This is a genomic window from Indolivaga alginatilytica (assembly GCF_003201355.1).
GTDB classification, from domain to species: domain Bacteria; phylum Bacteroidota; class Bacteroidia; order Bacteroidales; family Dysgonomonadaceae; genus Dysgonomonas_A; species Dysgonomonas_A alginatilytica.
Genome location: NZ_QICL01000007.1, coordinates 118,245 through 143,038, shown reverse-complemented (window position 1 = coordinate 143,038; position 24,794 = coordinate 118,245). Strand labels below are relative to the sequence as shown.

22 protein-coding genes are annotated in these 24,794 nt (G+C 37.0%); 3 read left to right on the top strand and 19 right to left on the bottom strand.

Going from position 1 to position 24,794, the window contains the following annotated elements:
• From CLV62_RS07955 to CLV62_RS21695, 9 genes are all read right to left on the bottom strand, one after another.
• Entirely contained in the window at positions 1-507 is a 507-nt protein-coding gene (locus tag CLV62_RS07955) for an LptE family protein (RefSeq protein ID WP_110310248.1), read from the bottom strand.
• Positions 504-1,775 carry a sigma-54 interaction domain-containing protein gene (locus CLV62_RS07950; RefSeq protein WP_110310247.1) on the bottom strand — a complete coding sequence of 424 codons (1,272 nt, stop codon included), beginning with the start codon at positions 1,773-1,775 and terminating at the stop codon, positions 504-506. The genes CLV62_RS07955 and CLV62_RS07950 overlap by 4 nt, the downstream gene beginning before the upstream one ends.
• 463 nt (positions 1,776-2,238) lie before the next feature.
• A complete protein-coding gene (locus CLV62_RS07945; RefSeq protein ID WP_110310246.1) occupies positions 2,239-3,075 on the bottom strand; it encodes a lysophospholipid acyltransferase family protein in 837 nt (278 codons plus the stop codon).
• 189 nt (positions 3,076-3,264) lie between these two features.
• Complete coding sequence (gene glmM, locus CLV62_RS07940; protein WP_110310245.1) at positions 3,265-4,650, bottom strand: phosphoglucosamine mutase; 1,386 nt, start codon at positions 4,648-4,650, stop codon at positions 3,265-3,267.
• A gap of 14 nt (positions 4,651-4,664) precedes the next feature.
• Positions 4,665-5,249 (bottom strand): DUF4827 domain-containing protein, encoded by a 585-nt coding sequence (locus CLV62_RS07935; protein ID WP_110310244.1) that lies wholly within the window; start codon positions 5,247-5,249, stop codon positions 4,665-4,667.
• Entirely contained in the window at positions 5,246-6,298 is a 1,053-nt protein-coding gene (locus CLV62_RS07930) for a DHH family phosphoesterase (RefSeq protein ID WP_110310243.1), read from the bottom strand. Before CLV62_RS07930 ends, CLV62_RS07935 begins: the two co-directional genes overlap by 4 nt.
• A gap of 121 nt (positions 6,299-6,419) precedes the next feature.
• Positions 6,420-8,375, bottom strand: coding sequence for a ComEC/Rec2 family competence protein (locus tag CLV62_RS07925; protein WP_110310242.1), 1,956 nt, complete (start codon positions 8,373-8,375; stop codon positions 6,420-6,422).
• A gap of 22 nt (positions 8,376-8,397) precedes the next feature.
• Positions 8,398-9,048 carry a ribulose-phosphate 3-epimerase gene (rpe, locus tag CLV62_RS07920; RefSeq protein WP_110310241.1) on the bottom strand — a complete coding sequence of 217 codons (651 nt, stop codon included), beginning with the start codon at positions 9,046-9,048 and terminating at the stop codon, positions 8,398-8,400.
• Positions 9,049-9,146: 98 nt separating this feature from the next.
• The gene (locus tag CLV62_RS21695) at positions 9,147-9,314 is read right to left on the bottom strand and encodes a hypothetical protein (RefSeq protein ID WP_170120036.1); all 168 of its coding nucleotides are present in this window, start codon (positions 9,312-9,314) and stop codon (positions 9,147-9,149) included.
• 138 nt (positions 9,315-9,452) lie between these two features.
• Between CLV62_RS21695 and CLV62_RS07915 the strand changes: the two genes are divergently transcribed.
• The 3 genes from CLV62_RS07915 to CLV62_RS07905 all read left to right on the top strand — a co-directional run bounded on the left by CLV62_RS07915 (position 9,453) and on the right by CLV62_RS07905 (position 12,129).
• Positions 9,453-10,274, top strand: a complete 822-nt coding sequence (locus CLV62_RS07915; RefSeq protein WP_110310240.1) for an RsiV family protein — start codon at positions 9,453-9,455, stop codon at positions 10,272-10,274.
• Positions 10,275-10,488: 214 nt separating this feature from the next.
• A complete protein-coding gene (locus tag CLV62_RS07910) occupies positions 10,489-11,550 on the top strand; it encodes a type III polyketide synthase (RefSeq protein WP_110310239.1) in 1,062 nt (353 codons plus the stop codon).
• Positions 11,551-11,622: 72 nt separating this feature from the next.
• Complete coding sequence (locus CLV62_RS07905; protein WP_110310238.1) at positions 11,623-12,129, top strand: isoprenylcysteine carboxyl methyltransferase family protein; 507 nt, start codon at positions 11,623-11,625, stop codon at positions 12,127-12,129.
• Positions 12,130-12,131: 2 nt separating this feature from the next.
• Here the strand turns inward: CLV62_RS07905 and CLV62_RS07900 are convergent, their stop codons facing one another.
• The 10 genes from CLV62_RS07900 to CLV62_RS07855 form a co-directional block, all read right to left on the bottom strand.
• Positions 12,132-12,407 (bottom strand): DUF1294 domain-containing protein, encoded by a 276-nt coding sequence (locus CLV62_RS07900; protein WP_110310237.1) that lies wholly within the window; start codon positions 12,405-12,407, stop codon positions 12,132-12,134.
• A 45-nt stretch (positions 12,408-12,452) separates the two neighbouring features.
• Positions 12,453-13,595 carry a carboxynorspermidine decarboxylase gene (nspC, locus tag CLV62_RS07895; RefSeq protein WP_110310236.1) on the bottom strand — a complete coding sequence of 381 codons (1,143 nt, stop codon included), beginning with the start codon at positions 13,593-13,595 and terminating at the stop codon, positions 12,453-12,455.
• Positions 13,596-13,947: 352 nt separating this feature from the next.
• Positions 13,948-14,538 (bottom strand): DJ-1/PfpI family protein, encoded by a 591-nt coding sequence (locus tag CLV62_RS07890; protein WP_110310235.1) that lies wholly within the window; start codon positions 14,536-14,538, stop codon positions 13,948-13,950.
• Between the two features lie 788 nt (positions 14,539-15,326).
• Positions 15,327-15,806, bottom strand: a complete 480-nt coding sequence (locus CLV62_RS07885) for a GNAT family N-acetyltransferase (protein ID WP_110310234.1) — start codon at positions 15,804-15,806, stop codon at positions 15,327-15,329.
• A gap of 88 nt (positions 15,807-15,894) precedes the next feature.
• Positions 15,895-16,782, bottom strand: coding sequence for a HEPN domain-containing protein (locus CLV62_RS07880; RefSeq protein ID WP_110310233.1), 888 nt, complete (start codon positions 16,780-16,782; stop codon positions 15,895-15,897).
• 27 nt (positions 16,783-16,809) lie between these two features.
• Positions 16,810-19,254: a bifunctional aspartate kinase/homoserine dehydrogenase I gene (gene thrA, locus CLV62_RS07875; RefSeq protein ID WP_110310232.1), complete on the bottom strand. Its 2,445-nt coding sequence runs from the start codon at positions 19,252-19,254 to the stop codon at positions 16,810-16,812.
• 70 nt (positions 19,255-19,324) lie between these two features.
• Complete coding sequence (locus tag CLV62_RS07870; protein WP_110310231.1) at positions 19,325-20,821, bottom strand: S41 family peptidase; 1,497 nt, start codon at positions 20,819-20,821, stop codon at positions 19,325-19,327.
• A gap of 193 nt (positions 20,822-21,014) precedes the next feature.
• The gene (locus tag CLV62_RS07865; protein ID WP_110310230.1) at positions 21,015-22,415 is read right to left on the bottom strand and encodes a S41 family peptidase; all 1,401 of its coding nucleotides are present in this window, start codon (positions 22,413-22,415) and stop codon (positions 21,015-21,017) included.
• A 57-nt stretch (positions 22,416-22,472) separates the two neighbouring features.
• Positions 22,473-23,081 (bottom strand): L-threonylcarbamoyladenylate synthase, encoded by a 609-nt coding sequence (locus tag CLV62_RS07860; RefSeq protein ID WP_110310229.1) that lies wholly within the window; start codon positions 23,079-23,081, stop codon positions 22,473-22,475.
• A 167-nt stretch (positions 23,082-23,248) separates the two neighbouring features.
• Positions 23,249-24,067, bottom strand: coding sequence for an enoyl-ACP reductase FabI (locus CLV62_RS07855; RefSeq protein WP_110310228.1), 819 nt, complete (start codon positions 24,065-24,067; stop codon positions 23,249-23,251).
• Between the last annotated feature and the right edge of the window lie 727 nt (positions 24,068-24,794).

Genomic DNA, 24,794 nt, shown 5'->3' with positions numbered 1-24,794 from the left:
TTACCAATTTGCCATTGTAGAGTTAAATATCTGATCTACAATTTCCCTATTCAGCTCTTCTACCAGTTCAGCCTCTATATCTGTCAACATCTTATTACTATCAAAATTCTGATAAGCAGAGAAAGTTTCTTCCTTATCCTCCTGTGGATTTACGTTATTATGAAAACGCATCCTCACGGTCATGATCAAACGTGTTTGCGATGCATACTGACCATCCTGCACAGCCAAAGGCATAAGATCATAACCGATAATCTCTCCTTCTATCTCAAGATCGGCAGGTCTGTTTGTAACTAATTGAAGTTTTGTATTCCGAAGAAATACATCTCTCATATGCTCACTAAACTCCTGTGATAACCGAGGGTACACCAACCTTGCCTGATTTTGAAAATCTTTAATCTCCAGAGTCTTTATCTTACTGTAATCAATCGATGCACCATTAAACTGATACGAAATGCGACACGAAACAGCAACTACTACTATTAATAAGCAAGAAATCAGTTTTCTCATAAATTCTCTAAATTGTATTCTTTGATCTTTCGATACAATGTACGTTCGGATATTTTCAGATCCTGAGCCGCATATTTACGTTTTCCACTATGACGCTCCAAAGCTTTTTTAATCATATCCTTCTCTACGTCCTGAAGCGAAACAGCTTCCTCTTCATAATCATTAGAGTCTATATCCTCCGCATCTTTTGAGATAGGTAAAGAGACCGACGGGTTCTCATTATATTTGACGGGAACTGTTATATTCGTATTTGTATCTTTATCGATTACAGTAAATCCTGATGAAGAGGGAATTACCGCTTCCTTCCCCAGATGAGACGAATCTTTTCCGGCGATCAGGTCATGTACGACCTTCTTCAATTCATTCATATCTTTTCTCATATCGAAAAGTACCTGATAGAGAATTTCGCGTTCGCTATTAAATAACTTATGCTCCGTTCCTCCGGCATTAATAGTACCTATGGGAACAATACCGACTTCATTTGCGGGAAGGTATTGTTTTAATATATCGGGACTTATTTCTCTTACCTGTTCGATAATAGAAATCTGTTCTGTGATATTTTTCAGTTGACGCACATTTCCCGGCCACCTGTAATTTTTAAGAACTTCACGGGCATCAGCAGTCAACGCAATGGCGGGCATCTGGTATTTCTCTGCACACTCACTAGCAAACTTTCGGAACAATAGAGGAATGTCATCCTTACGTTCACGCAATGCAGGCACACGAATAGGAACAGTATTCAAACGATAATACAAATCCTCCCGAAACCGCCCGTTTGCTGTGGCAGTAACCATATCCAGATTAGTAGCAGCAACAACTCGCACATCTGTCTTCTCCACTTTCGAAGAACCGACTTTCATGTATTCGCCACTCTCCAAAACACGTAACAGGCGAGCTTGGGTAGACAGCGGAAGCTCTCCCACCTCATCCAAGAACAACGTTCCTCCATTGGCAACTTCAAAGTATCCTTTACGTTCGCCTGTAGCACCCGTAAAAGAACCTTTTTCATGCCCGAATAACTCCGAATCGATCGTACCTTCGGGGATTGAGCCACAGTTAACCGCAATATAGGTGCCATGTTTACGGCGACTAAACTGATGGATTATCTGAGGGAAATTTTCTTTTCCGACCCCACTCTCCCCTGTTACCAATACTGACATATCTGTTGGAGCAACCTGCAAGGCTATATCAATAGCCCTGTTCAAATCCGGACTATTTCCAATAATTCCAAATCGTTGCTTTACCTGCTGCATATCGGGTTTTGCCATATCGTAGTATAATTAAGGTCTCAGACCTGTTTAAGTAAAATAAAATAGTTACGAGTTAACAAGTAGACAAGTAAACCCGAGACTGTTAACTGTTAACTGATAACTGATAACAGCTATACTGACAAATTTACATATTTAATTTGATCTCAAACAAACGAATCTCCCAAAAAGACAACTTCTGTTTATATACATCAAATAAAATCAGCAGGTGAAAAGTTCTACAATAAAGGGATCATTAGTTACAGGAAGTAAACAATTAAGTAACAAAAACAGCCGGTAAACGACTAATAAATGTCACTTTTGAGACTTTCTTAAATCACTAATAATCAATCAACAACCATTCAAAAGGTTACAAAGGTAACAAAAGTAACACTTTTTTTATGAGTTTTATTTTTCCTTGTTGAATGTTCCTTATTCATAGCTAACTGATAGATAAAAAACCGGTATTTTTATACCTTTACCTTTATTCTCCGTCTTTAGCCAGAGCATAAGTTTTATCTTTTAAGAAATTTCCCAGCTCTTCCAGATCAGTATGTTTTGCTATTTCATCAGGCATAATAGGTTCTCCGAAAATAACACGCATTGTCTTTCCTTTTTTATTGTATACCTCATGCCCTAAACGCAAGCTCCGTAATCGCCAATCCACAAGATCCAGAAAATTGAAAAACCATGAATTCTTCCCACTAAAGTACATCGGAACGACAGGAACTTTAGAACCTTTAATCAATTTTATGACCGAAGGCTGCCATTCTCTGTCCCGAACAATCATTTTACCTTTCCTTATCTTCGTTTTTGAAACCGCACCCGCAGGAAAGAATCCGAGAGGATGGCCTCCTTTTATGTGACTGATACATTGTTTTACTCCATCGAGACTCGATTTATTGGCTAATTTTCCACTTTGATAAGGATTAACCGCAATAAAGTGCATCGACATAGTGTCTATCATTCCCAGAATAAAATTAACCATCATTTTGTAGTCCGGACGTATAGAACCTACAACGTCAATTGCCGTAATTCCGTCAATATGCCCGTATGCATGATTGGATACAGTAATAAATGCCTGTCCTTCGAACTGATTCAGAATTTCTGAATTTTCGACAACAATATTCACTCCGACATCTTTTAAAAGATGGTTACAAAACTCAACACCTTCGTATTGTTTAGATGTATCATAAATACGATTAACCTTATTTAAACCTGTAAGGCTCATCGCTATCTTAATAAGAATATTTCCAAAACGCCCTCTAAAAACAGGATGTACGTTGCGAATTTCATCTATACTGACTAGTTTCTCTTTCATCTGACTTAAACTATTTATGTTTCTGCAAGTTTTATTGGACACTCCTTTTATTTCCTAAATATAGCTCTAAAAACGAATAGAGTAGTTACCTATTTGTAATATAATACACCTGTCTTTTCAGACGGAAAAATCGACCTGCATCATTTTTTGCAATGACACAAGCCGATTCTATTTACTTTTTCGAAAACTCTATTTTGTTAGAGACTTTATAATTTCAATAATCTCAGCTCCTGCAATTTCAGCATCCTTCATCGTTGAAGCTTCCGAATAGATACGGATAATCGGTTCTGTATTCGATTTACGCAAGTGCACCCATTTATCAGGGAAATCAATTTTCACGCCATCTATATCGGTTACATCATAAGATGAAAACTTATCTTTTACTGCTTTCAATATTGCATCGACATCTATTTCGGGAGTTAACTCGATCTTTTGTTTCGCAATATAATATTCAGGATAAGTCGCACGTAATTCGCTTACAGTTTTCTTTTCATGTGCCAAATGTGTCAAAAACAATGCAATACCCACCAATGAATCGCGTCCGTAATGGCTGGCAGGATATATAACCCCTCCATTACCTTCACCACCAATTACAGCATTGGTTTCTTTCATTTTGGTAGTTACATTTACTTCTCCCACTGCGGCAGCATTATACTGCATACCATAACGGTTAGTAACATCACGTAAGGCACGGCTCGAACTTAAATTAGATACCGTATTGCCCGGAGTATGCTTCAACACATAATCGGCAACAGCCACCAAAGTATATTCTTCGCCAAACATCTCACCTTTCTCATCCACCAAAGCCAAACGGTCAACATCGGGATCGACAACGATACCAATATCTGCTTTACCTGACTTCATTAGATCTGAAATCTCCGTCAAATTTTCAGCCAAAGGCTCAGGGTTATGAGCAAAATCACCTGTAGGCTCACAATTGAGCTCTATTATATTATTTACACCTAAAGCTTTAAGCAATTTAGGTACAACGATTCCTCCTACCGAGTTTACACAATCTATGGCTACTTTAAAATCAGCAGCTTTTATTGCAGCAACATCTACTAATTTAAGATCGAGTACTGCTTTGATATGTGCATCCGTATAATCTTTGTTTGTAATTTTCCCCAAATGATCAACATCTGCAAAAATAAATTCTTCGGCTTCGGCAATACGTAATACTTCTGCACCTTCTTCAGCATTAAGGAATTCTCCGTTTTGATTAAGAAGTTTCAGCGCATTCCACTGACGCGGATTGTGGCTCGCTGTAAGGATAATTCCTCCACATGCACCCTCCATAGCAGTAGCCAATTCTGTTGTAGGAGTTGTTGCCAATCCTATATTTACAACATCAAAACCTATTCCCATAAGTGTACCCACTACGACTTGTTCCATCATAGCTCCCGAGATACGGGCATCTCGACCGACTACAATCTTATTACTGCCGGCAGTTGTGTTTTTCCGAATAAAAGTGGCATAAGCCGACACAAATTTAACAGCATCAAGAGGGTTCAGTCCTTCACCGGCATACCCGCCGATAGTACCTCTGATACCTGATATTGATTTAATTAATGCCATAATAGAAATATAGATTAGTTGTTAATAATTGTTGTATAGTGTAACATCTCATAATACATAGGTTGGAACGCAGCTAATTGGTAAGTAGAACCTTGTGCAAAAGGAACTATAAGGCTAACTCTGGCGTTTTCTCCTACAAACCTTAAAGGAGCAATAATACCTTGGGATAAGAAAAAATAGTCAGGTAGATACTGATTAGTACTTGAATAAGTACCGGAAATACCATAGTTAAATGTCATAGGTTGTAGTCCCGACACATTATTAGTATTAGTATCCAATTCGTTTGCAGGCACTGTCATTGCCCCCGAAAACCTCACAGTCACTAATGAGCGCTTAGCCACACTTGCCCTATTGCCATTGCCCGAATCTATTACATTTATATAAACACCGGTAACAGGATCTCTAAAAAACTGATTTTCCTCAAAAACTCCATTAGCCGGGTATTGACTTAAAACAACAATATTATGCTCATTGATAAAACGGGCAATATTTTTACGTTCATTTTTTAATTTATCAGCATAGGTTTCTGTATTACTACAAGCACCGAAAGCGACACATAAACCAATAAAAAAGCAAACCAGACCTAGTACTTTTTTCATTTTTTCTCTAGATTATTTTTATTACTTATCAATAAATCAGCATACTCCGGAAGGGTACGCTCAAAAAGATCGATTGCTTCAACCAACGATCCGAAAAACTCACCGCCCGAAGCATTCAGGTGACCACCACCATTGAAACACTGAGAAGCAAATGTATTACATGGGAAATCGCCTTGCGAACGGAGTGATACCTTTATCATATCATCGTCTTCACGCAAAAATACGGAAAAAGTTACCCCCTGTATATTTAATGGAAGATTAGCAAACCCCTCGGTATCTCCTTTTTGGGAATTGAATCTCTTCTGATCTTCATTATCTAACCATATCAGCCCTGCTCCGTATTCTTCATAGATCTTCATACGTTCAGACAGCATATGCCCCATCATACGATATCGGTCGGCTGTATAACTATGATATACTTTCGAGTAAATAAAATCTTTATCTATTCCTTTATTTAAAAGCTGAGCAATTATATAATATATCTGTGCATCATTCGAATTATATGTAAATGCTCCTGTATCGGTCATCATCCCCATATAGATCGCTTCAGCAGAGTCTTTACTCATCATCTCAAAATCACCCATACGACATATCAATCTGAACACCAATTCGCTGGTTGACGATATCTCCGGATGAGAAATACAAACATTACTAAAGTCTGAAGGATATGGATGGTGATCTATCAAAACCTTTTTCGCCTTAGATGCTTCTACAGCAACCCCTACATTTTTGATACGGCTCAGCACATTAAAGTCCAGACAGAATATAAGATCTGTTTCGCTAATCAGCTTTTCGGCAAACTCAGGATACTTCTCATAGATAAGAATATCCTTCGAACCCTTAAGCCACTTCAAAAAATAGGGAAACTCGTTAGGCACTATAATAGTTGCATCCAATCCCTGATCAATCAGATAATGATACAATCCCAAAGAAGAACCGATAGCATCTCCATCCGGCGAAACATGTGTTACAATAACAGCTTTATCCGCTTTATCAATTAAATCCGCTACTTTGGTTATCTTATCCTGATCTATTATTTTTGTAAACATTACTCCTAAAATGATATATATTGCTACACTAAATTCAATTACAACAAACTGTGTTTGCTATAATTAATTAGAATAGCAAATAGGCTTACGGCCTTAGTTAAAACACAATTGTGCAAAAATACTAAAAAAATATCCGTAAAACTCCATTATCAGATACATCGTAATACGGAATTCGTAATTTTTCACATTCTAACACAAATCTTTTTAAAGTTTTCTCTGACAAAGAACCGTCCAATACAACTTTACCTACATCAAACACTTGATTAAGAGAATATAAGGATAGTGATTCATTTTCTATTAAATGCAAGTAATCAACCTTCATTTTTTGAGTCGGAAACCTGCCTTTCCATGTATCTTGTGCCACTATCAGATATTTCAAGCCATTCAAGACTACAAGCCGATGATTATCTACCCCTGTTATTTCATCTTTACAGTAGCCAATATAGTATGTGACTTGTGTTGATTGCAGTCGGTTATAAACAATCAATGTATTCTTATTATCAATAGTGCTTTTGATCGCGAATCCTATAAGAACTAAAACACTTGCCAAAGATACAATCAAAGCCTTTGGTTTTCTTTTTACAAAGAAATAGGTTGTAGATACAACAATAACCCACAACAAAACCAGACCAATAAAAGAAGGCTTCAGGTTCTGCAAAGAAGCATAAGGCAAGTGTTCAAAAAATGATGAAACCCAAGTAGTCCCCTTAACCAATAGCTTAAATAATTGAATCGGCAGATAATACAAATAACCCGCCAGTGAAGAATTTACAGTCCCTATCGCTGCTAAAAACACAATAAGAATTGCATCATAAACAGCTAGAGTTATAAGAGGAATAATAATGAGATTGGTTATAAAAAAATAAACCGGAAACGTTCCAAAATAGTATAAACAAAGAGGAAACACGCCTAATTGTACAGACAAAGAAACATTAAAGATATCCCGTAAATATCTCAACTGCTTATTTCTGACAGGTATCATTTTCGACAATACAGGCATAAAGAAGAGCATAGATAAAACGGCGAGAAAACTCAATTGAAAGCCCATATCAAAAAGCCAGAAGGGATTCCAGACCAGCATCAGAAAAGCAGTCGCAAACAATGTATTGAAGGAGTAACTTCTAACACCCTTCATATCGGCAACACAAAATGCAGTAAGCATAATACAGGCTCGAAGAGCCGAAGGCGGAAAACCAATCACAAAAACATACGTCCACAAAAACAGGATAACAGTTACCTGCTTCACCCAATGATATCTCGAATGTCGGGAGATAAACCCCAACAAGGATGTAATGACTGTAAAAATAATCATCACATGCATCCCACTCACAGCTAAAATATGTGCGACACCTGTCGCTCTGAACGATTCCACAATCTCATCCGACAATGCATCCGTATATCCCAGTGTCAGAGCCGAGAGCATAGCATATTCATTTCTAGTCAAATCGAGAGATTCATATACCTTAAGGATATACTGACGGCACCGGGTCGCCTTCATAAACAGATTGTTATCTGAGTACCCTTCTTTCTGCCATCTGTCTGATCTGACAAAAGTCATTCCTGCATATCCTTTATTATACATATAACGGGCATAATCAAACTCATCGGCATTGCCCCTGTTTTTAAAGGATTGTATCTGCGAAAAGAAAGTAAAGGTATCACCTACATTCAGTTTATTCAGTATATTATCTTCCGAAAAATAACAGACAATCTGCTTATCGGAATCTTTCAGTTTTACTTTATAAGCATACGATCTCGGTTTTTCCTGAGGCAGATCAATAACGGTAGCAGTGTAAACTTCACTAACATCCTGAAAATTGAACGCTGATATTTGCTGCCTGATCATAGTAGAACTAATCCCTATGCCCAACATCATCAAATACACACCATAACCAAATACAAATTGTCGGCTTAACCTTTTGGCTTCGGGTACAAAATAAGAATAGAGCATAATTCCAAGTCCTAAAACTATCGGAATTATACCCCACTTCCCTATGTGATAATAATACTGGATTACGATACCTGAGACCAGAGGTAATAACAATCGAAAAAACGGCGATTTCGTCATTTTATCCATACCCCAATCTCAGATATAAATCTTATAAATTTTTCAACTGATGAATCATCTGTGTAGGATCAGGTGCAGAAAACACGGCATTACCGGCAACAAGCACATCCGCTCCCGCGTCAAGTAAACGTTTACCCGTTTCCAGATTCACTCCGCCATCCACCTCTATCAGAGTAGAAAGATTGCGTTCATTAATCATGCGGCGAAGACGTGATACTTTCGATAGCGAACGTTCTATAAATTTTTGCCCGCCAAATCCCGGATTTACAGACATAATCAGAACCATATCAATATCTTCCAGAATATCCTCCAGAAGTTCGACCGGAGTATGTGGATTAAGTGTTACACCGGCTTTCATTCCGGCCTCGTGTATCGCTCCTACCGTACGATGCAGATGCGTGCATGCTTCATAGTGCACAGTCATCATATACGCATTTATATCTTTTACCTGTTGAATAAACTTTTCGGGTTGTACAATCATTAAATGCACATCCAAAGGTTTTTTAGCTATTTCCTTAACTCGTTCCAATACAGGAAAACCAAAGGATATATTAGGAACGAATACTCCATCCATTACATCACAATGCAACCAATCGGCTTCACTGTTATTTAACATTTCAATATCTTTTTGCAGATTCAGAAAATCCGCAGAAAGAAGCGAGGGTGATATTTTATGACTCATAATGCAGCGTTATAACTTATATACAACAAAGATAATAAAAAAACAGCCTTCCCTACATTTATAGGAAAGACTGTTGTTTTCTGTTCAAAACTACAATTTCAATTTAAGCATGTAGTACTGAGTGCTTCGGGCAGCGATGGTTCGGCATAATAACTATGCGCAAACATTCTTAAAAATTTTAACGTCTCTGCTGATGGCCCATTTTCTTCTCTCAACATTTCTACTAATTTTTCATCGCCTGTTACTTGTGTAGATTTCTCATCCATAGGCTTTCCCCAATTTTATTACTTTTGATTCCCTTGATTACTAATTACTCTTTATAAACGTTAGTTAATTGAACTTATTATGTCCTTATTGCGTTTTTATTTTACATTTGTTCTTAATAAAATATAAATAGCCCGATTATGAAAAAAATCAGTTTAGCTTTTTTACTGGTAATCATTGCAATTACCTCCTGTAAAAAAACACAACCGAACGCTCCTGCAAGCGAAAAATGGAAATTTGACAAATTGAGTCTTGAGAAAAGAATATTCCTTGACAATGATTCAACAAAAGGAGGAATAAAATTAAGTTTCGAATTCAACTACCCATCACAGATAGGAAATGATTCTCTTCTTCATCTGATACAATCTCAATTTGCTACAGCTTTTGCCGGAGACGAATATAAAGACCTCTCACCACAAAGTGCATTCGATACGCTTACAAGAAGGTCTATTAACGAAAGTACGGATATTGCTAAATTAGCAATAAGGGATAGAAGCGACCTTTCCGATTATTATAAAAATGTAATAACTTCCGTATTTGACACTACCGATATTACCATCACAGCCCGAACCGAAACAAACGAATATATGGGTGGTGCACACGGCTCTCAATATATTGCTTATTACAATATCGACACTCGAAACGGTTCGGTCATAAAAGAAAATAAACTTTTCAAAAGTGGCACCAAAGATAAGATCACCGAATACATCAAAGAAGAATTAGCGAAAACATTAAATTCCCAAGGTGATACTATTACACTCCTTGAACCGGATGCAATAGTCCCCAGTGAAAATTTCTACTTCGACAATCGTGGAATTGTATATGTGTATAACAGTTACGAAGTAGCCCCCTATTCGGATGGTTTAGTACAAGTGAGTTTACCATATGATAAAATAAAAGACATGCTTACAAGCGAGTACTTGCCAATAATGGATTTAAAGACGAAAAAGAAAGCAGAATGAGTTTAATCTCACGGCAATTAGATAAACTGTCAATATTATTAAAATAGTAAAAGGGGCTTCGGATAATGAACGATTATCTGAAGCCCTTTTATTCTGACTAGAACTATTCCCTCCTGCCATTTGTTTAATACAACAAAGTTACGACATAGTCTTATTGCTTCTTTTGATGATGCAGGACTTATGTTATATCGCTTAATAATAAAACTACAAAACCATGCCTTCATTAGCAGCAATATCCAAAATAGATTTCCCTTTCAAAACAAGCCAACAGGACGTAAAGGAGTATGCGAAAAACTTATTTTCAGCTTCTTTTCCCGAAGTAGAAAGGATGATGAGTGCGTTTGATAATACCGAAATTGCAACCAGGAATCTCTGTAAATCACTCGATTATTATTCGCAAGTACATACTTTTCAGGAGCAGAATCTGGAGTATATCCGGCTATGCCTCGAATATTCCGTGGAGGCGATCGAGAAGTGTATCTCTTCCGCACAAATCAATAAGGATGACATTACCGATATCATTTTTGTATCTACCACAGGTTTAGCAACCCCCAGTATGGACGCATTAATAATCAACAAAATGAGGCTTAATCAGCACATCAATCATATGGCTGTTTTCGGGTTGGGTTGTGGCGGAGGTGTTGCGGGATACGCAAAGGCTTGTACTTTGGCTAAAGCGAATGCCGATGCCGTAGTGCTGTTAGTCGCTGCCGAGTTATGTTCTCTGACTTTTCTGCGTGACGATTTCAGTAAGAGCAACTTTATAGGAGCCAGCCTGTTTGCCGACGGAGTCGCAGCCTGCCTGATAACGGGCGATAATCATACAAATAAAACCGAAAAAGAAATTGCCTTTATCGACAGCCAAAGCAAGTTGTACTTTGACACTCTCGATATTATGGGATGGGATTTTGGGAATAACGGCTTTAAGGTTCTATTTTCTTCGGGTATTCCTTCTATTATTGCTAAGAATGTAAATAATGATGTGACTTCGTTTTTGGCTAAAAACCAGTTGAAACTGTCTGATATTAAAAATTTCATCTTCCATCCGGGAGGCAAGAAAGTACTTACAGCCTATCAGGAAGCATTAGCCGTGGAAGGCGACTTCCTTAAAAATACACGGGAGATAATGAAAGGCTATGGCAATATGTCGAGCTCGACCGTATTGTATGTATTAGAGAGATTCTTCACCGAAGGGTTTGAAAACGGTCATAGCCTGATGATGTCAATGGGACCCGGCTTCTCGTGTGAGATGGTTTTATTAAACAGTCAACAATAATCAGTTATCAGTCAACAGTTATAAATAAACAAGCCTTGTAACTGCTGACTGATAACTGCTAACTGACATCATATGATATTTTCCTTTTTTATCTTATTTCTTATCCTGCTACGGATCGGTGAACTGTTTCTCTCCCGAAAGAATGAACAATGGCTGTTACAACATGGGGCAATTGAATATGGACAAAAGCACTACCCTTTTATTGTAGGGCTTCACGTCCTCTTTATTATCTCCTTAATCGTTGAATATTCTATTATTGATTACTCTATTGCTGCAACTATGCGCTATAGTATACGTCTACTTATTCTATTCTTTGTACTGATGGCTTTAAAAGCATGGGTTATCCTTTCATTGGGTAAATTCTGGAATACGAAAATCTATCGGGTCAACCGTTTTCCCTTGATAAGAAGAGGCCCTTATAGGTATGTAAAACATCCCAACTATATTATCGTTATTGCCGAAATCGCAATTATCCCCCTTATATTCCACCTGTATTATACAGCAGTTATTTTTACCCTGCTCAATGGTTTGATGTTAGCTTGGAGAATTAAAGAAGAAAACAAGGCTTTGAATCTTTAGTTCTATAACTTTATCAAAAGATAACCCCGGAGATAATAGAAACAAACGCAGTTGAGAACTAAGAATATTGGAATAAGAATCTTAAACTTCGCATGCTTAGTCTTATGACGAAAGACATGCATTCCTAAAAAAGCCCCTGTAGCTCCCCATAAAAAGGAACTAAGGAGCAATGTTTTTTCACTAATTCTATATTTATTAGTCTTTGCTTTACGTTTATCCAATCCATACAGAAAGAAAACAACGATATTCCAGATAATCAGGAAATAGAAGATATACATATAATTAAATTATACGGATTTTAGGCTTTCTTCCTTTCATCCCAATCAGCTCATTCTGTTTTTATAATCCGTATAGTCAAATTCCTTATATATCTCGAGTCTGTTATCCTGATGCCACAACGCAAGAGCAGGGTGAGATATTCCATTAAACATGGTTGTCTTAACAATGGTGTAATGAATCATATCTTCAAATATAATTTTATCGCCTATCGCCAAAGGCTCGTCAAAAGACCAATCGCCCATAAAATCGCCACTCAGGCAGCTATTCCCTCCCATCCTATAGGTAGGCTTACCATGTACAGGGTCATGATATGCTCCTCTGATTTTTGGCTTATACGGCATTTCCAAACAATCGGGCATATGACATGCGAAAGAAACATCCAGAATTGCAGTTTTTATTCCCTGATTTTCCACCACATCTATTACCGTTGACACCAATACCCCTGTTTGCCAGGCAAAAGCGCTTCCCGGCTCCATTATGATTTCAAGATGCGGGTATTTCTCCTTTAAAGCCAACAACAACTTAACTAGATGCTCTACATCATAATCATCACGGGTCATTAAATGACCTCCGCCCATATTCAACCATTTAGCCTGCTTCAGCCACTTATCGAATTTAGCAATTACGACATTCAACGTTTTCTCCAAATCATAAGACGAAGACTCACAAAGCGTATGAAAATGCAACCCTTCGACACCTTCGGGCAATTGATCACCAAGAACCTCGGGCGTTACGCCAAAACGAGATCCGGGAGCACATGGATTATATAAATCGGTTTCAACTTCCGAATATTCGGGATTGATACGTATTCCACACGACACCTTATTTCCATCTGATTCAACCTGAGGATAGAACCGTTCGAACTGAGTTAATGAATTAAATGTAATGTGATTACTATATTTTAGAAATGTAGGGAAGTTTTCATTTGTATATGCCGGCGAGAATGTATGTGCCGGACTTTTCATTTCCTCGTAAGCCAACTGTGCTTCAAATACCGAACTGGCTGTAGAATATGGGATATATTCTCTGATAATAGGAAATGATTTCCACATGGCAAAAGCCTTAAATGCCAATATAATATTGACACCTGTACGATCTTTTACCAATTTGATCAGCGATAAATTTTTTCGTAATAACTCTTCTTCCATCACAAAACATGGAGAGGGTACTTTATGTATTTCTATCATTTTTTATTATTCTTATTTATACCTGTCTGTTGTTGAAAAACTTCTGCAATAAAAAGTGTCATCAGTTACAAAAGTAATCAATAAGGTGACAAAGGTGACTACTGAGTGTTACTTTTTTGATTTTCACAATCTACTACATATCAGACATTAACAATTAAAAAGGTGACAAAAGTAACAAAAGTGACACTTTTTCACGGCTTTATTTTTCTTATTCGTTCTTGTTACTTTAGCGATCGCATTAAGGTCTCATACATCCTTACATGGATAGATAAAATGATTCGATGCTCGATTAAAGCTATGTATTTGATATACTACACAACCTACCATTATGCCAACTCCTTGTTGTGGGCAGTTAATTTTTTCTATCATCAAATCCCATTAATTGGCGAATCTTGTCAGCATTACTTTTTGTTGTTAAATTCTCCAATAATAACAAAGCGACATCTATCGCTGTTGACGGATTCCATGAAGTAATGATATTGTCATCTATTACAATTGGTTGATCTATCACATTAACACCAAATCCTTTTAATGCTTCTCTTCGAACCGGATTATTATAAACAGTTCCATTTTTATTTTTCAAAATACCACTCTTTCCCAGTGGCAAGGCTCCGACACAAATAGATGCAATAATCTTATTATTTGTTTTAAATCCTCGAATTAAATCTAAGAATTTTTCGTCATAAGCATCGTTATAAAATCCATAAACATCAAATCCGCCCGGAATTGCTAATGCGTCAAATGTAGAAATATCAATATCTTCAACCAGATAATCTACAATAAACCGTTGGTTAAATGAGCTTTTAATTTCTTTTTTTAATCCGCACGTAAATAATTCGGTAGAGTTATCTCCTTCAACAAGATTCCAGCCTATAACATCAATGAATACACTTGCTTCAAATGTTTCAAATCCATCCGCTAATAACAACAATACTTTTTTCATTTTTAATCAAGTTATAAAATACGCAATTCATTTATAATTTATGTGAATCAGTAGTTAGATTATATAAAACGCTCATTTAAGTTATTTATACTACGCGCAATCGAAGATTGCTTGTGTTCCTTTTGCCCAAAGCCGCAAAAGGAACCAAAAAGTCTTTGCCGTCCACTTCTGGGCGATCCGTTAACTGCTTGCAGTCTGAATAAAATAAGCCGTCCTGTCGGACTTTTTGTATTTTATTCTTAACGACTGCTTCACAGAACGGATACCTCGCCTGCGAAGTAAATGACGGCTCGGCTTACGCCCGTCAGGCTCCCGACCTTGTCTATTGCACGGGGTACCCGATGTGGGAGGAAAGCGTAAAAAAACAAAAAGAAATCAAAGTCAAAAGTAATTTTTTGTTTTCGCTTTCAGATCACGAATCGAGGCCAAAGCAAAAGGCACAGTCTTGATCTTTTGTTTCGTTTTGCATCAAGGCAAAATGAAAGACAAACCCGACAGGGTGCGTCAGGAAAAATGAGCATTTATTACTGATAATTCAAATACTGATTGGCATTATTTTATCAATAGAACTTTTGACCGGTTATTATTTGAATCTAAGTCAGTATTAAAGACTGGTTTTATGCTAATCTTTCTCTCCGTATTCCTTGATCTTCTCCTCACAAATATCTTTAGTAATATCCCGAAGTTACTCTACTTTGGGAACAAGGGCATCAATATCCTCTCCGGTGGCTGTAAAACAATGGTCGTATCTACCTTTTATACAAGTAGTTTCGATAAAATCTATAATTTCAGATGAGCAATTCATAATTAATGAGTTCAAACTCTGAGGTATCCGGCTCTATTCTTTTTTGAGATATTGTGAATCCAATGCTCTCATACATTCGTTGAGCAGGTATAAGATCACTATTTGTGGTTACAATAATTTTTTGCGGATTATTTTGGACAATTCTATTAACCGCTTCTTGAAGTTGGATTTTACCATATCCACAGCCTTTATACCTTGAAGCGATACAGTTATGTCCAATTTCTGTATATTCAGGCATTTTTCTCGGATCCCATGAAACAAATCCGATAGCTTCATCATTTAATGTTGTGACAAACCCACACTTATCTGCAATTTGCAGGTTATCAAAGAAGAAGTTATCAAAAAATAGCCAATCAGCAATGCAGATTCGTTCATACTTACAGTCGAATGAATACGCATTTTTCAATAAGTCAAAAAGTATTCCTCGCTTGAAATCACTTACCTTTTTAAATTTAATATTCATACATGAAATCTTCTCTTACAAATAAAGTATGTAACTTATCCAATGGGGCAAATATTATATTCTGTTTTTTCTCCAAATAATAGAGCTTTCACTCAATTTCCCCATACTCCTTAATCTTCTCCTCACAAATTCGTTTTGTAATATCTCTCAATAACTCCACTTTCGGAACTAACGCATCAATATCCTCTTTGGTAACTACAAAGTCGGGATCGTAGCGACCATTCACATACGCCGCCTTGATAAGTTCGAAAAGTCGTTTTTCTTCCGGAGTATCTTGTGGGAATACTTTTACAAAATCAGTAGAATATTTCTTTACCGAGTTTAGTAACTTTGTTAAGTTATGCTGTTTACTATTCTGCTGAGTATAGACCAAACGTATGGTATAAAAATAATTTTCGCAGGCTTGATGTAAATAAAACGAAACCATTTGAAAACGTTTTTTTTCATTATTTGCTATTGCATCATCAAAAAAGAAATTTCCTTTTTCAAATTTCTCATTAAAATACTCTTGTGCCTGCTGTTTTATTTCTTCAAAATTAAGTTTGCGTCTGCGAGCTAACTTATGGTTTCCACTATCATATAGAATTACACCTTCCTGTTTTATCTGCGTATAGAAATACCTGCCCTCTTTCAGTTCCTTGTTCAATTTCTTCATATCAATAGTTATAAACTGAACAGGAGGCTGCCTGTCAGGATCCTTTGCCCGATTGTAGTACTGGACTTCTATATTATCCAGTGCTTTACCTGCAATACCATCTGATATACCGCTTGTAACAACCAATATATCATAATCACTTACATAAAACTGAATCTTGCCAAATTCATATTTTTCATCATATACAACAAAATCGTTACGGGCATAGCTGCCAAAAAGAATTATCATTTCGGTTTGCTTAACCCGTGTCAGGACAGATTCAACAATATAATGCAAATCCCGCTGATTGGCTGATGGTAGATATGTGATTGACTTTTTCATTCAAACGGTTTAAAATTAAATACCATATTATCTCACATTGGCAATACTTATAATATCCGAAAACACCCCTGCCGCAGTTACACTTGCTCCTGCACCATACCCTTTTATAATCATCGGATATTCATTGTAACGCTCGGTTGTAATCTGAATTATATTATTACTTCCCTCCAAATCATAGAACGGATGGCTCATATCTACTTCCTGCAAGCCCATTTCGCATTTGCCGTCTTCATATCTGGCAACAAAGCGAAGACGCTTTCCTTCCACTTCCAGATTTTGACGTCTTTCTTCGAAACCCCTATCCACTTCATTGATACTGGCCCAGAACTCATCGAGGGTTCCGTCAAAATATTTCTGAGGAATAAATAATTTTACTTTCACATCTTTTTGTTCCACTCTATATCCTGCTTCACGACTAAGAATAACCAGTTTACGGATTACATCCTGTCCCGATAAATCGACACGCGGGTCAGGCTCGGCATATCCCGCCTCTTTAGCCATCTTTACAGCCTTACTAAAGGGAATATCCTTACTGATGGTATTGAATATAAAATTCAGAGTACCCGACAAGACAGCTTCTATTTTTATAATCTTATCGCCCGAATTGGTAAGCGAGTTCATTGTATTGATAATGGGGAGCCCTGCACCCACATTCGTTTCAAACAAGAATTTCACATTACGTTCGCGAGCCGTATTCTTTAATTTCAGATAATTATCATAAGCCGATGATGCTGCAATCTTATTGGCAGTAACCACCGAAACATTATTTCCCAACAAACCATCATACAGCGAAGCAACAGTTTCACTTGCTGTACAATCGACAAACACAGCATTGAAAATATTCATATCCAACACCTTATCCTGCAAGATAGTAGGCGAACTGGCTATACCCTCCTTATCGAGAAGCTCCCTGTAATTATCCAGATCGATACCCTCACGGCAGAACAACGCTTTACGTCCGTTTGCAACGCCTGCCACATTCAGCTTCAGGGAATATTGCTGTTTTAGTTTGGGTTGTTGCTTCTTTATCTGCTCGATCAAATGACCACCGACAATACCGGTACATCCTACAATAAACAGATTCAGAACTTTATATTCAGATAAAAAGAATGAATCGTGAATCGAGTTCAGCGCTTTTCTCAAATATTTATTCTTAATAACAAAAGAGATATTTACCTCCGAAGCACCTTGGGCACAAGCAACTACACTGATACCGCTTTTACCTAAAGTTTCGAATAACTTCCCTGCAATACCAGGAGTATATTTCATATTTTCGCCAACAATAGAAACCGTTGCCAGATCGCGCTCCAACTGCACCCTGTTGATACTGCCTAAAGCTATCTCGTTAGCAAATTCTTCTTCCAATACCTGTGAAGCCAAATCTGCATCCACAGAGCGAACCCCGATCGATGTACTATTTTCAGACGAAGCCTGAGACACTAAAAACACACTGATTGCATTTTTCGCCAAAGCCCTGAAGATACGGTAATTGACACCTATAATACCCACCATACCTAGTCCCTGCACTGTAAGCAGGCAAGTATCATCGATGGAGGAGATGCCCTTTATCAATGCTTTGCGTTTATTCTCGCCCCCATCATGGGATATAAATGTTCCCGGCAATTCGGGATGGAAGGTGTTCTTAATACGGATAGGTATATTCTTATGATAAACAGGAAATATCGTAGGAGGATATATCACCTTTGCACCGAAATTACACAACTCTGTAGCTTCGGTAAACGTCAGATGTTCGATCACATAAGCACCGCTGATCACTTTGGGATCGGCAGACATAAAACCATCCACATCCGTCCATATTTCCAGTACATCAGCATCGAGAGCCGAAGCAAATATGGCAGCAGTATAATCGGAACCTCCTCTACCCAGATTAGTAATCTCGTTACGGGATTTACAAGCAGAAATAAAGCCGGCTACCAATACTTTGCCCGACGAAGTCGCAAAGGCATTCTTTATCAAAGAACTCGAAAGCTCTATATCGGGAGTATGCTTTCCGAAAGCCGAATTTGTCTTTATCAACTGAATAGCATCCAGATATTCAAAATCATTCAGCACATAACTGATAATCAAAGAAGACAGCCTTTCGCCATAACTTGCAATCTTATCAGATGTACGTTGCGACAAATCATTTATCAGATAAACACCTTTATATATATTACTCAGTTCATCCAATAATACATTGATCTTCGATAACAAATCGCCCTCCGTTTTTTCATCGAAGTGTATATCTTTAATTATCGAAAAATGTCTCTCTATTATTTCTCTAAAACCAGTCTCATAAAGGGCGTTTCCATCCGCAGCAAGCAAAGAGGTAGACATCAGTTTGTCCGTTATTCCTCCAAAAGCAGATGCAACAATCACTAAAGAGCCTTTTTCAGCATCTATTATCTTCTTTACATTCAATATATTTTGAGCAGAACCTAAAGACGTTCCGCCAAATTTCATTACTTTCATAGCTCTATGCGGTCTTATATCTTTTAATTTATTCTTAACGGCAAACGAGATTCTAAACTTGTTTACTCGTTTACTTGTCTACTTGTCTACTTATCAACTGATAAGCGGTCGGCTTACGTTCCAGAGATGATCCCCGTAATTTCTTATAGGTAATATTGCTTATTGCCGCACTTCGGTTTCTGGCAGCACCCGTAATATCGGAGATTGCAACATTCAACATAGTTTCATTTTTATCTCCCAAAGGTTTTAACCCTCCCTGAGCGAATAGCAATTCAAAGTCATCAGCTTGTATATCAGGTTCAAATCCTGAGGCATAATTAGACTCTTTATTTTTGTTGTGTGTTTTAAATGAAATAGGGTGCAATACATACGTATTCCGGGTATCATTATCTTTAGAGATAGGTGATGACCCCACATTTTTTCCCATAGTGGTTTCTCCGACCCTGACAATATTCTTTCCGGCTTCTTTTAGATACGGAGTAAGTGCATTTATAGTCATTTCACTTGCCGATGCCGTATTACCGGTTCCTATTATATATACACTATTTAGTTGATCCCCCAGTTTAGGTATTGAAGTTAAAGTACCTCCGGTAGTGAAGTTTACAACATTATCAACAAAATAATCATATAGATATTCTATTTTCGTCGCATTATTATCGGGTAAAGCATCGAATTGGGCTTGCTTAACCGAATTATAACTGCTTATCTGAAGTATATTCTTCGTACTTCTATTAGGAACCAATGCACTGCAAAGCACCTTAGCAGATTCAAGATACCCACCTAAATTATAGCGCAAATCCAGTACCAGATCAGTAACACCCTGCTGTTGAAACTTGGTTAATACCTGGGCTACCTGCACATCATAGGCACGTTTGGCCTTGTCTCCCATCTCATAGGAATTATAAACCAAATAGCCTATTTTTCGGTTATTCACAATATAGATAGAATCCAGAAACACAGGATTCTCTTCATAATCAGCAGTAACAGTTATTGTTTTAGAAGTGGTATTATCAAGGAATCCCAACTTATAAGCAGGCTTATTCTGATATAAAATTGTTTGATAATTATCCATTGTGATTGCCTTATCATCCACTTTCAAAATAATATCTCCTCTTTTCAGTTCCCCTTGGGCTGCCACATTTGTGCCTTTATTGATATAAACCACTATAAAGGCAACCGGATTATCAGCCAGACCTGTTGTAGCCGGAACATATTCAAAACCCAAATTAGACGATACTGTATTATTATCCAAGCTAGTCGATTTCAGCATATTATCATGAGTACTTTCTATCGTTGAAAACGTATACCCTTTTGCACTCTCTTGAGCATATAAAAGACTCTTGAAAAAGGTTGTAGGATCCGAATCGAAATTAAGTTTACTTTCATCCGGCATTCGGTCACGCCACAGATACCATTCGTCCATCTCCTCATAGATCCACTTATTAACATATTCGTTATCTGTTAACGAAGGATCTTCTCCATCCTTATTTTCTTTCTTATCTTCACAGGAAGTGAAGAGCGACAGACTTATACAAGCCACTAATAATAACGAATACCCTATCTTCATAAATGTAATTTTTAGAATGATTCCGGTTTGCTTAAATCTGCTTTTCCATTAGGATTCAGATACTCGCAAATATAAAGATTTAATCTTTGTTTACAAAATTAAGAAAACGATACATTTATGAATACAAAAAGTGGCGAAATCAATAAAGATTCCACCACTTTTCTATATTACTTAATTTATAAGTCTTCTTTTATTAATTAAGGTTGATCAAGTCTATTGTTGACTCATTTGCACCCGGTCTTCTGAACAATGAAGTTTTCACCTCTCGGTCAAATGCGGATGATCTTGTACCGGAAGCAGGTCCAAATTCTTTTCCGTTGATCATCTCTAATATTTGAGAGAGAATAATCTCTTTATCAGTTCCCATTTCGCCTAAGATAGTACTATTAGCATCAGCATTTGCCTGAACCTCCTTTATTATAGTATTGGGTGTAAATCCTTTATTATTATAGTCATACTTCTTATTTACATCTGCCAGATACGAAAGCGCAAGTCGTAAATTCCATTGTTTCGAGGCATCCTGAGTACTACTAGTCGCTACCGCTCTTCCCTTTGTTGCCTCACCCACCAATACAATATCCGAACGATATGCTTTCAGCGCATTTATAAATGCTTCCGGTATACCTGCAGTAGATTGTCCTGTAATAATATATATTTTTTGCAGTTGATCTCCTAGTTTAGGAATATCAGTATTTCCTCCTGTTTTATCTACAAAATTTAAAGGAATATTTGGCTTTGGCAAATCAGCACGGAATAATTGCTCTATAAAAGGTTTGGTAGTATCACGACTTTTTGTCAAAGCACTTCCTAATGCCTGAATAGCAGCAGTACCCCCTCCTGAATTATAACGAAGGTCAAACACCAGAGTGGTTACTCCGTCAGTTTTAAATTTATTCAGCTGAGCCGCTAAAGCATTATCATATTTATAGTCACTCGTTCCGGGTGTAGACGATGAAAAATGATTATAAAATACATAACCCACTTTTTGAGTTCCTGCAGTTAACATTTTTGCAGTATGCAAGGGTGCTTCCACATAATTTGCATATGGTTTTATAGTAATAGTTCTTTCTGCTGTAATCTGAGGAGTTCTTATAGATAGCTTCACATCTGCTCCCTTACTATACGCATCATATAACAAAGTTGAAGCGTTAGCTGCAGTAACTGCAGTTCCGTTAACTGTTGTGATATACAATCCTCGTAAAAGATAGTCTGCAGCAGAAGTACCCGGTTTTACATACAGAATAACATAATAAGTTACACCGCCGGTATAATTGTTAATCGCATATTCGAATCCCGGATCATAAACAGTACCGGTCTGATTGCTTACAGCTGATATCCTTGAATAGTTGTAAGTTTTACCTCCATCAGTATAAACATCATTTTTATGCAGTAAAGATGTAAAAAAAGGTTCTGTTTCTTGATATATATTAGGTTCGGCAGGTAGAGCCCAAAGGTAGTTTCTGTTCATTATCCCCAAAATGTCTTCATTAACACCCGGACTAATCGGATTTGGTTTTGGATCGTCACCACCACAGGATACCATAAACATAGTTCCTAAAACAATAGTAAGTATTGTAAAAAGTTTCTTTCTCATATTTTCTTTACGTATTATAATTAATGCTGGGTGCAAAAATACGTATTTTATTTATGCCTACCAAATTAGCTCTCCTTTTCCCTGACGGGTAACATGGGGCTCTCCATCCGTACAATCGACTATGGTTGAAGCCTCTAAACCTCCATATCCCCCATCAACAATAAGATCTACTATTTTCTCATATCTTTCTTCTATAAGTTCAGGGTCCGTTGAGTATTCAATAATTTCATCGTCATTTTTAACAGATGTTGTCAAAACCGGATTACCTAGAATCCTGACAATCTCCCGAATGATATTATTGTCGGGTATTCTTATTCCTACTGTTTTTTTGTCTTTGTATATCTTAGGCAACGATGAAGTCGTATTCAGAAGAAAAGTAAAAGCTCCGGGAAGATTCTTTTTCATCAGCTTAAATGTAGAGGTATCCACTTTTGCATATTCGCTGATATTACTTAAATCGTAGCAGATAATCGACAGATTACTCTTTGCCGGATTTATACCTTTCATCTTACAAATTTTCTCCACAGCTCTTACATTCAGAGCATCACAACCGATGGCATAAACTGTATCGGTCGGGTAAATAACCAATCCTCCATCCTGCAATACCTTAACCACTTTATCGATTTCCTTTTGATTCGGATTCTCGGGATATATCTTTATTAACATAATTATTACTAAACTTTTTCTTATTACAGAAAAGGGGTCCTTTTCTTCTTATTTTAATTTTTTTTTACAACTTCGCAAATATAATAAAAAAAGAGACAGAAAACGCTTGTTTTCTGTCTCTTAAGGCTTACGCACTTTTATTATTTTTATAGAAAATAATTTCCGGCTTATTTATTTGCATTAAACTCATCCATCACGGCAATAGTCAGTCCCATATTAGAGAAACCACCATCGTGAAACAGATTTTGCATAGTTACCTTTCGAGTCAAATCCGAGAACATAACGATACAATAATCTGCACATTCTTCAGCATTGGCATTGCCCAGAGGCGACATTTTTTCGGCGAATTCAAGAAATCCACCCATACCTCCGATACCTGCTCCTGCAGTAGTCATTGTAGGGGATTGCGAGATAGTATTTACACGTACGCCTTTATCACGCCCATATACATAACCAAAGCTACGACCAATCGATTCAAGCAACGATTTCGCATCAGCCATATCGTTATATCCTGCAAAGGTACGTTGTGCAGCAATATGAGTAAGAGCTAAAACCGAACCACCTTCGGCGATCGCATCCATTTTTTTCGCAACCTGCATCATTTTATGGAACGAAACAGCCGAAATATCTAGTGTTTTATCTAAAAACTTATAATCTAAGTCATCGTAATCGCGTCCTTTACGTACGTTTGGAGACATACCTATTGAGTGAAGAACAAAATCAATTTTACCACCTAGAACTTCTTGCGATCTGGCAAAAACTTGCTCAAGATCTTCTACAATTGTAGCATCCGCAGGAATCACTTCTGCCTTTAATTTGTCAGCCAATGCATTAGTTTCTCCCATTCTCATTGCCATAGGAGTATTTGATAATGTAATTGTTGCTCCTTGCTCTACAGCTTTTTCTGCAACTTTCCATGCTATTGACATTTCATTCAGAGCTCCAAAGACGATACCTCTTTTGCCCTTTAATAAGTTATGACTCATTTTTATTTTTCTATTAGTGAATAATATTCTTTTTGATTGTTGAATGGCACAAAAATACTAAAAATGTGCAATTATAGATTGCTTTTTCTGCAAAATTTCACAGACCACTAGATAACAACCACTTATACTGACATTATACATATACAATATCTACATGAATACATTGCATTTCAAGAAAATCTATCATTTATTACAAACAGGAAAAACAATTTTGAATCAATTTATATTAAATAGAATCATCCTAACAATTTATTAATTTAGGCGCAACAGGTGTCCTAATTGCAAATTGAACGAAGATTTTCTGATCAGAGCAACAACTTCAATGTCGCTTTCGGCGTATTTACAGCTAGGCGAGCAGCGTAACCGGAGTCACATTAATCATATCGTATAAAAGCCTCCATTATCAACCACTGAATGAAACCTTAGTAATAACAATTTACCAATCAACCGGATATGTTCAATCATTATCAGGCGATAAAACTCAAAACACCTTAACTATTTCCGAAATGTAATAAATTGATCTTTTTTTTGTTTTTATCATTGAAACTCTTACCTTTGCCTCCCGAAAAAGAAAGGAGGTTTTGATTAATACTTAGAGTAACATATAATATAAGGTATAGAAGTGCAATAGAAATATAGCAATTCTCAGGATATTCATTAATAATGATGAGTATCTCGTTATTTTAAAAAAATCAAAACAATATTTTTCACAAAAAGAAATTTAAAA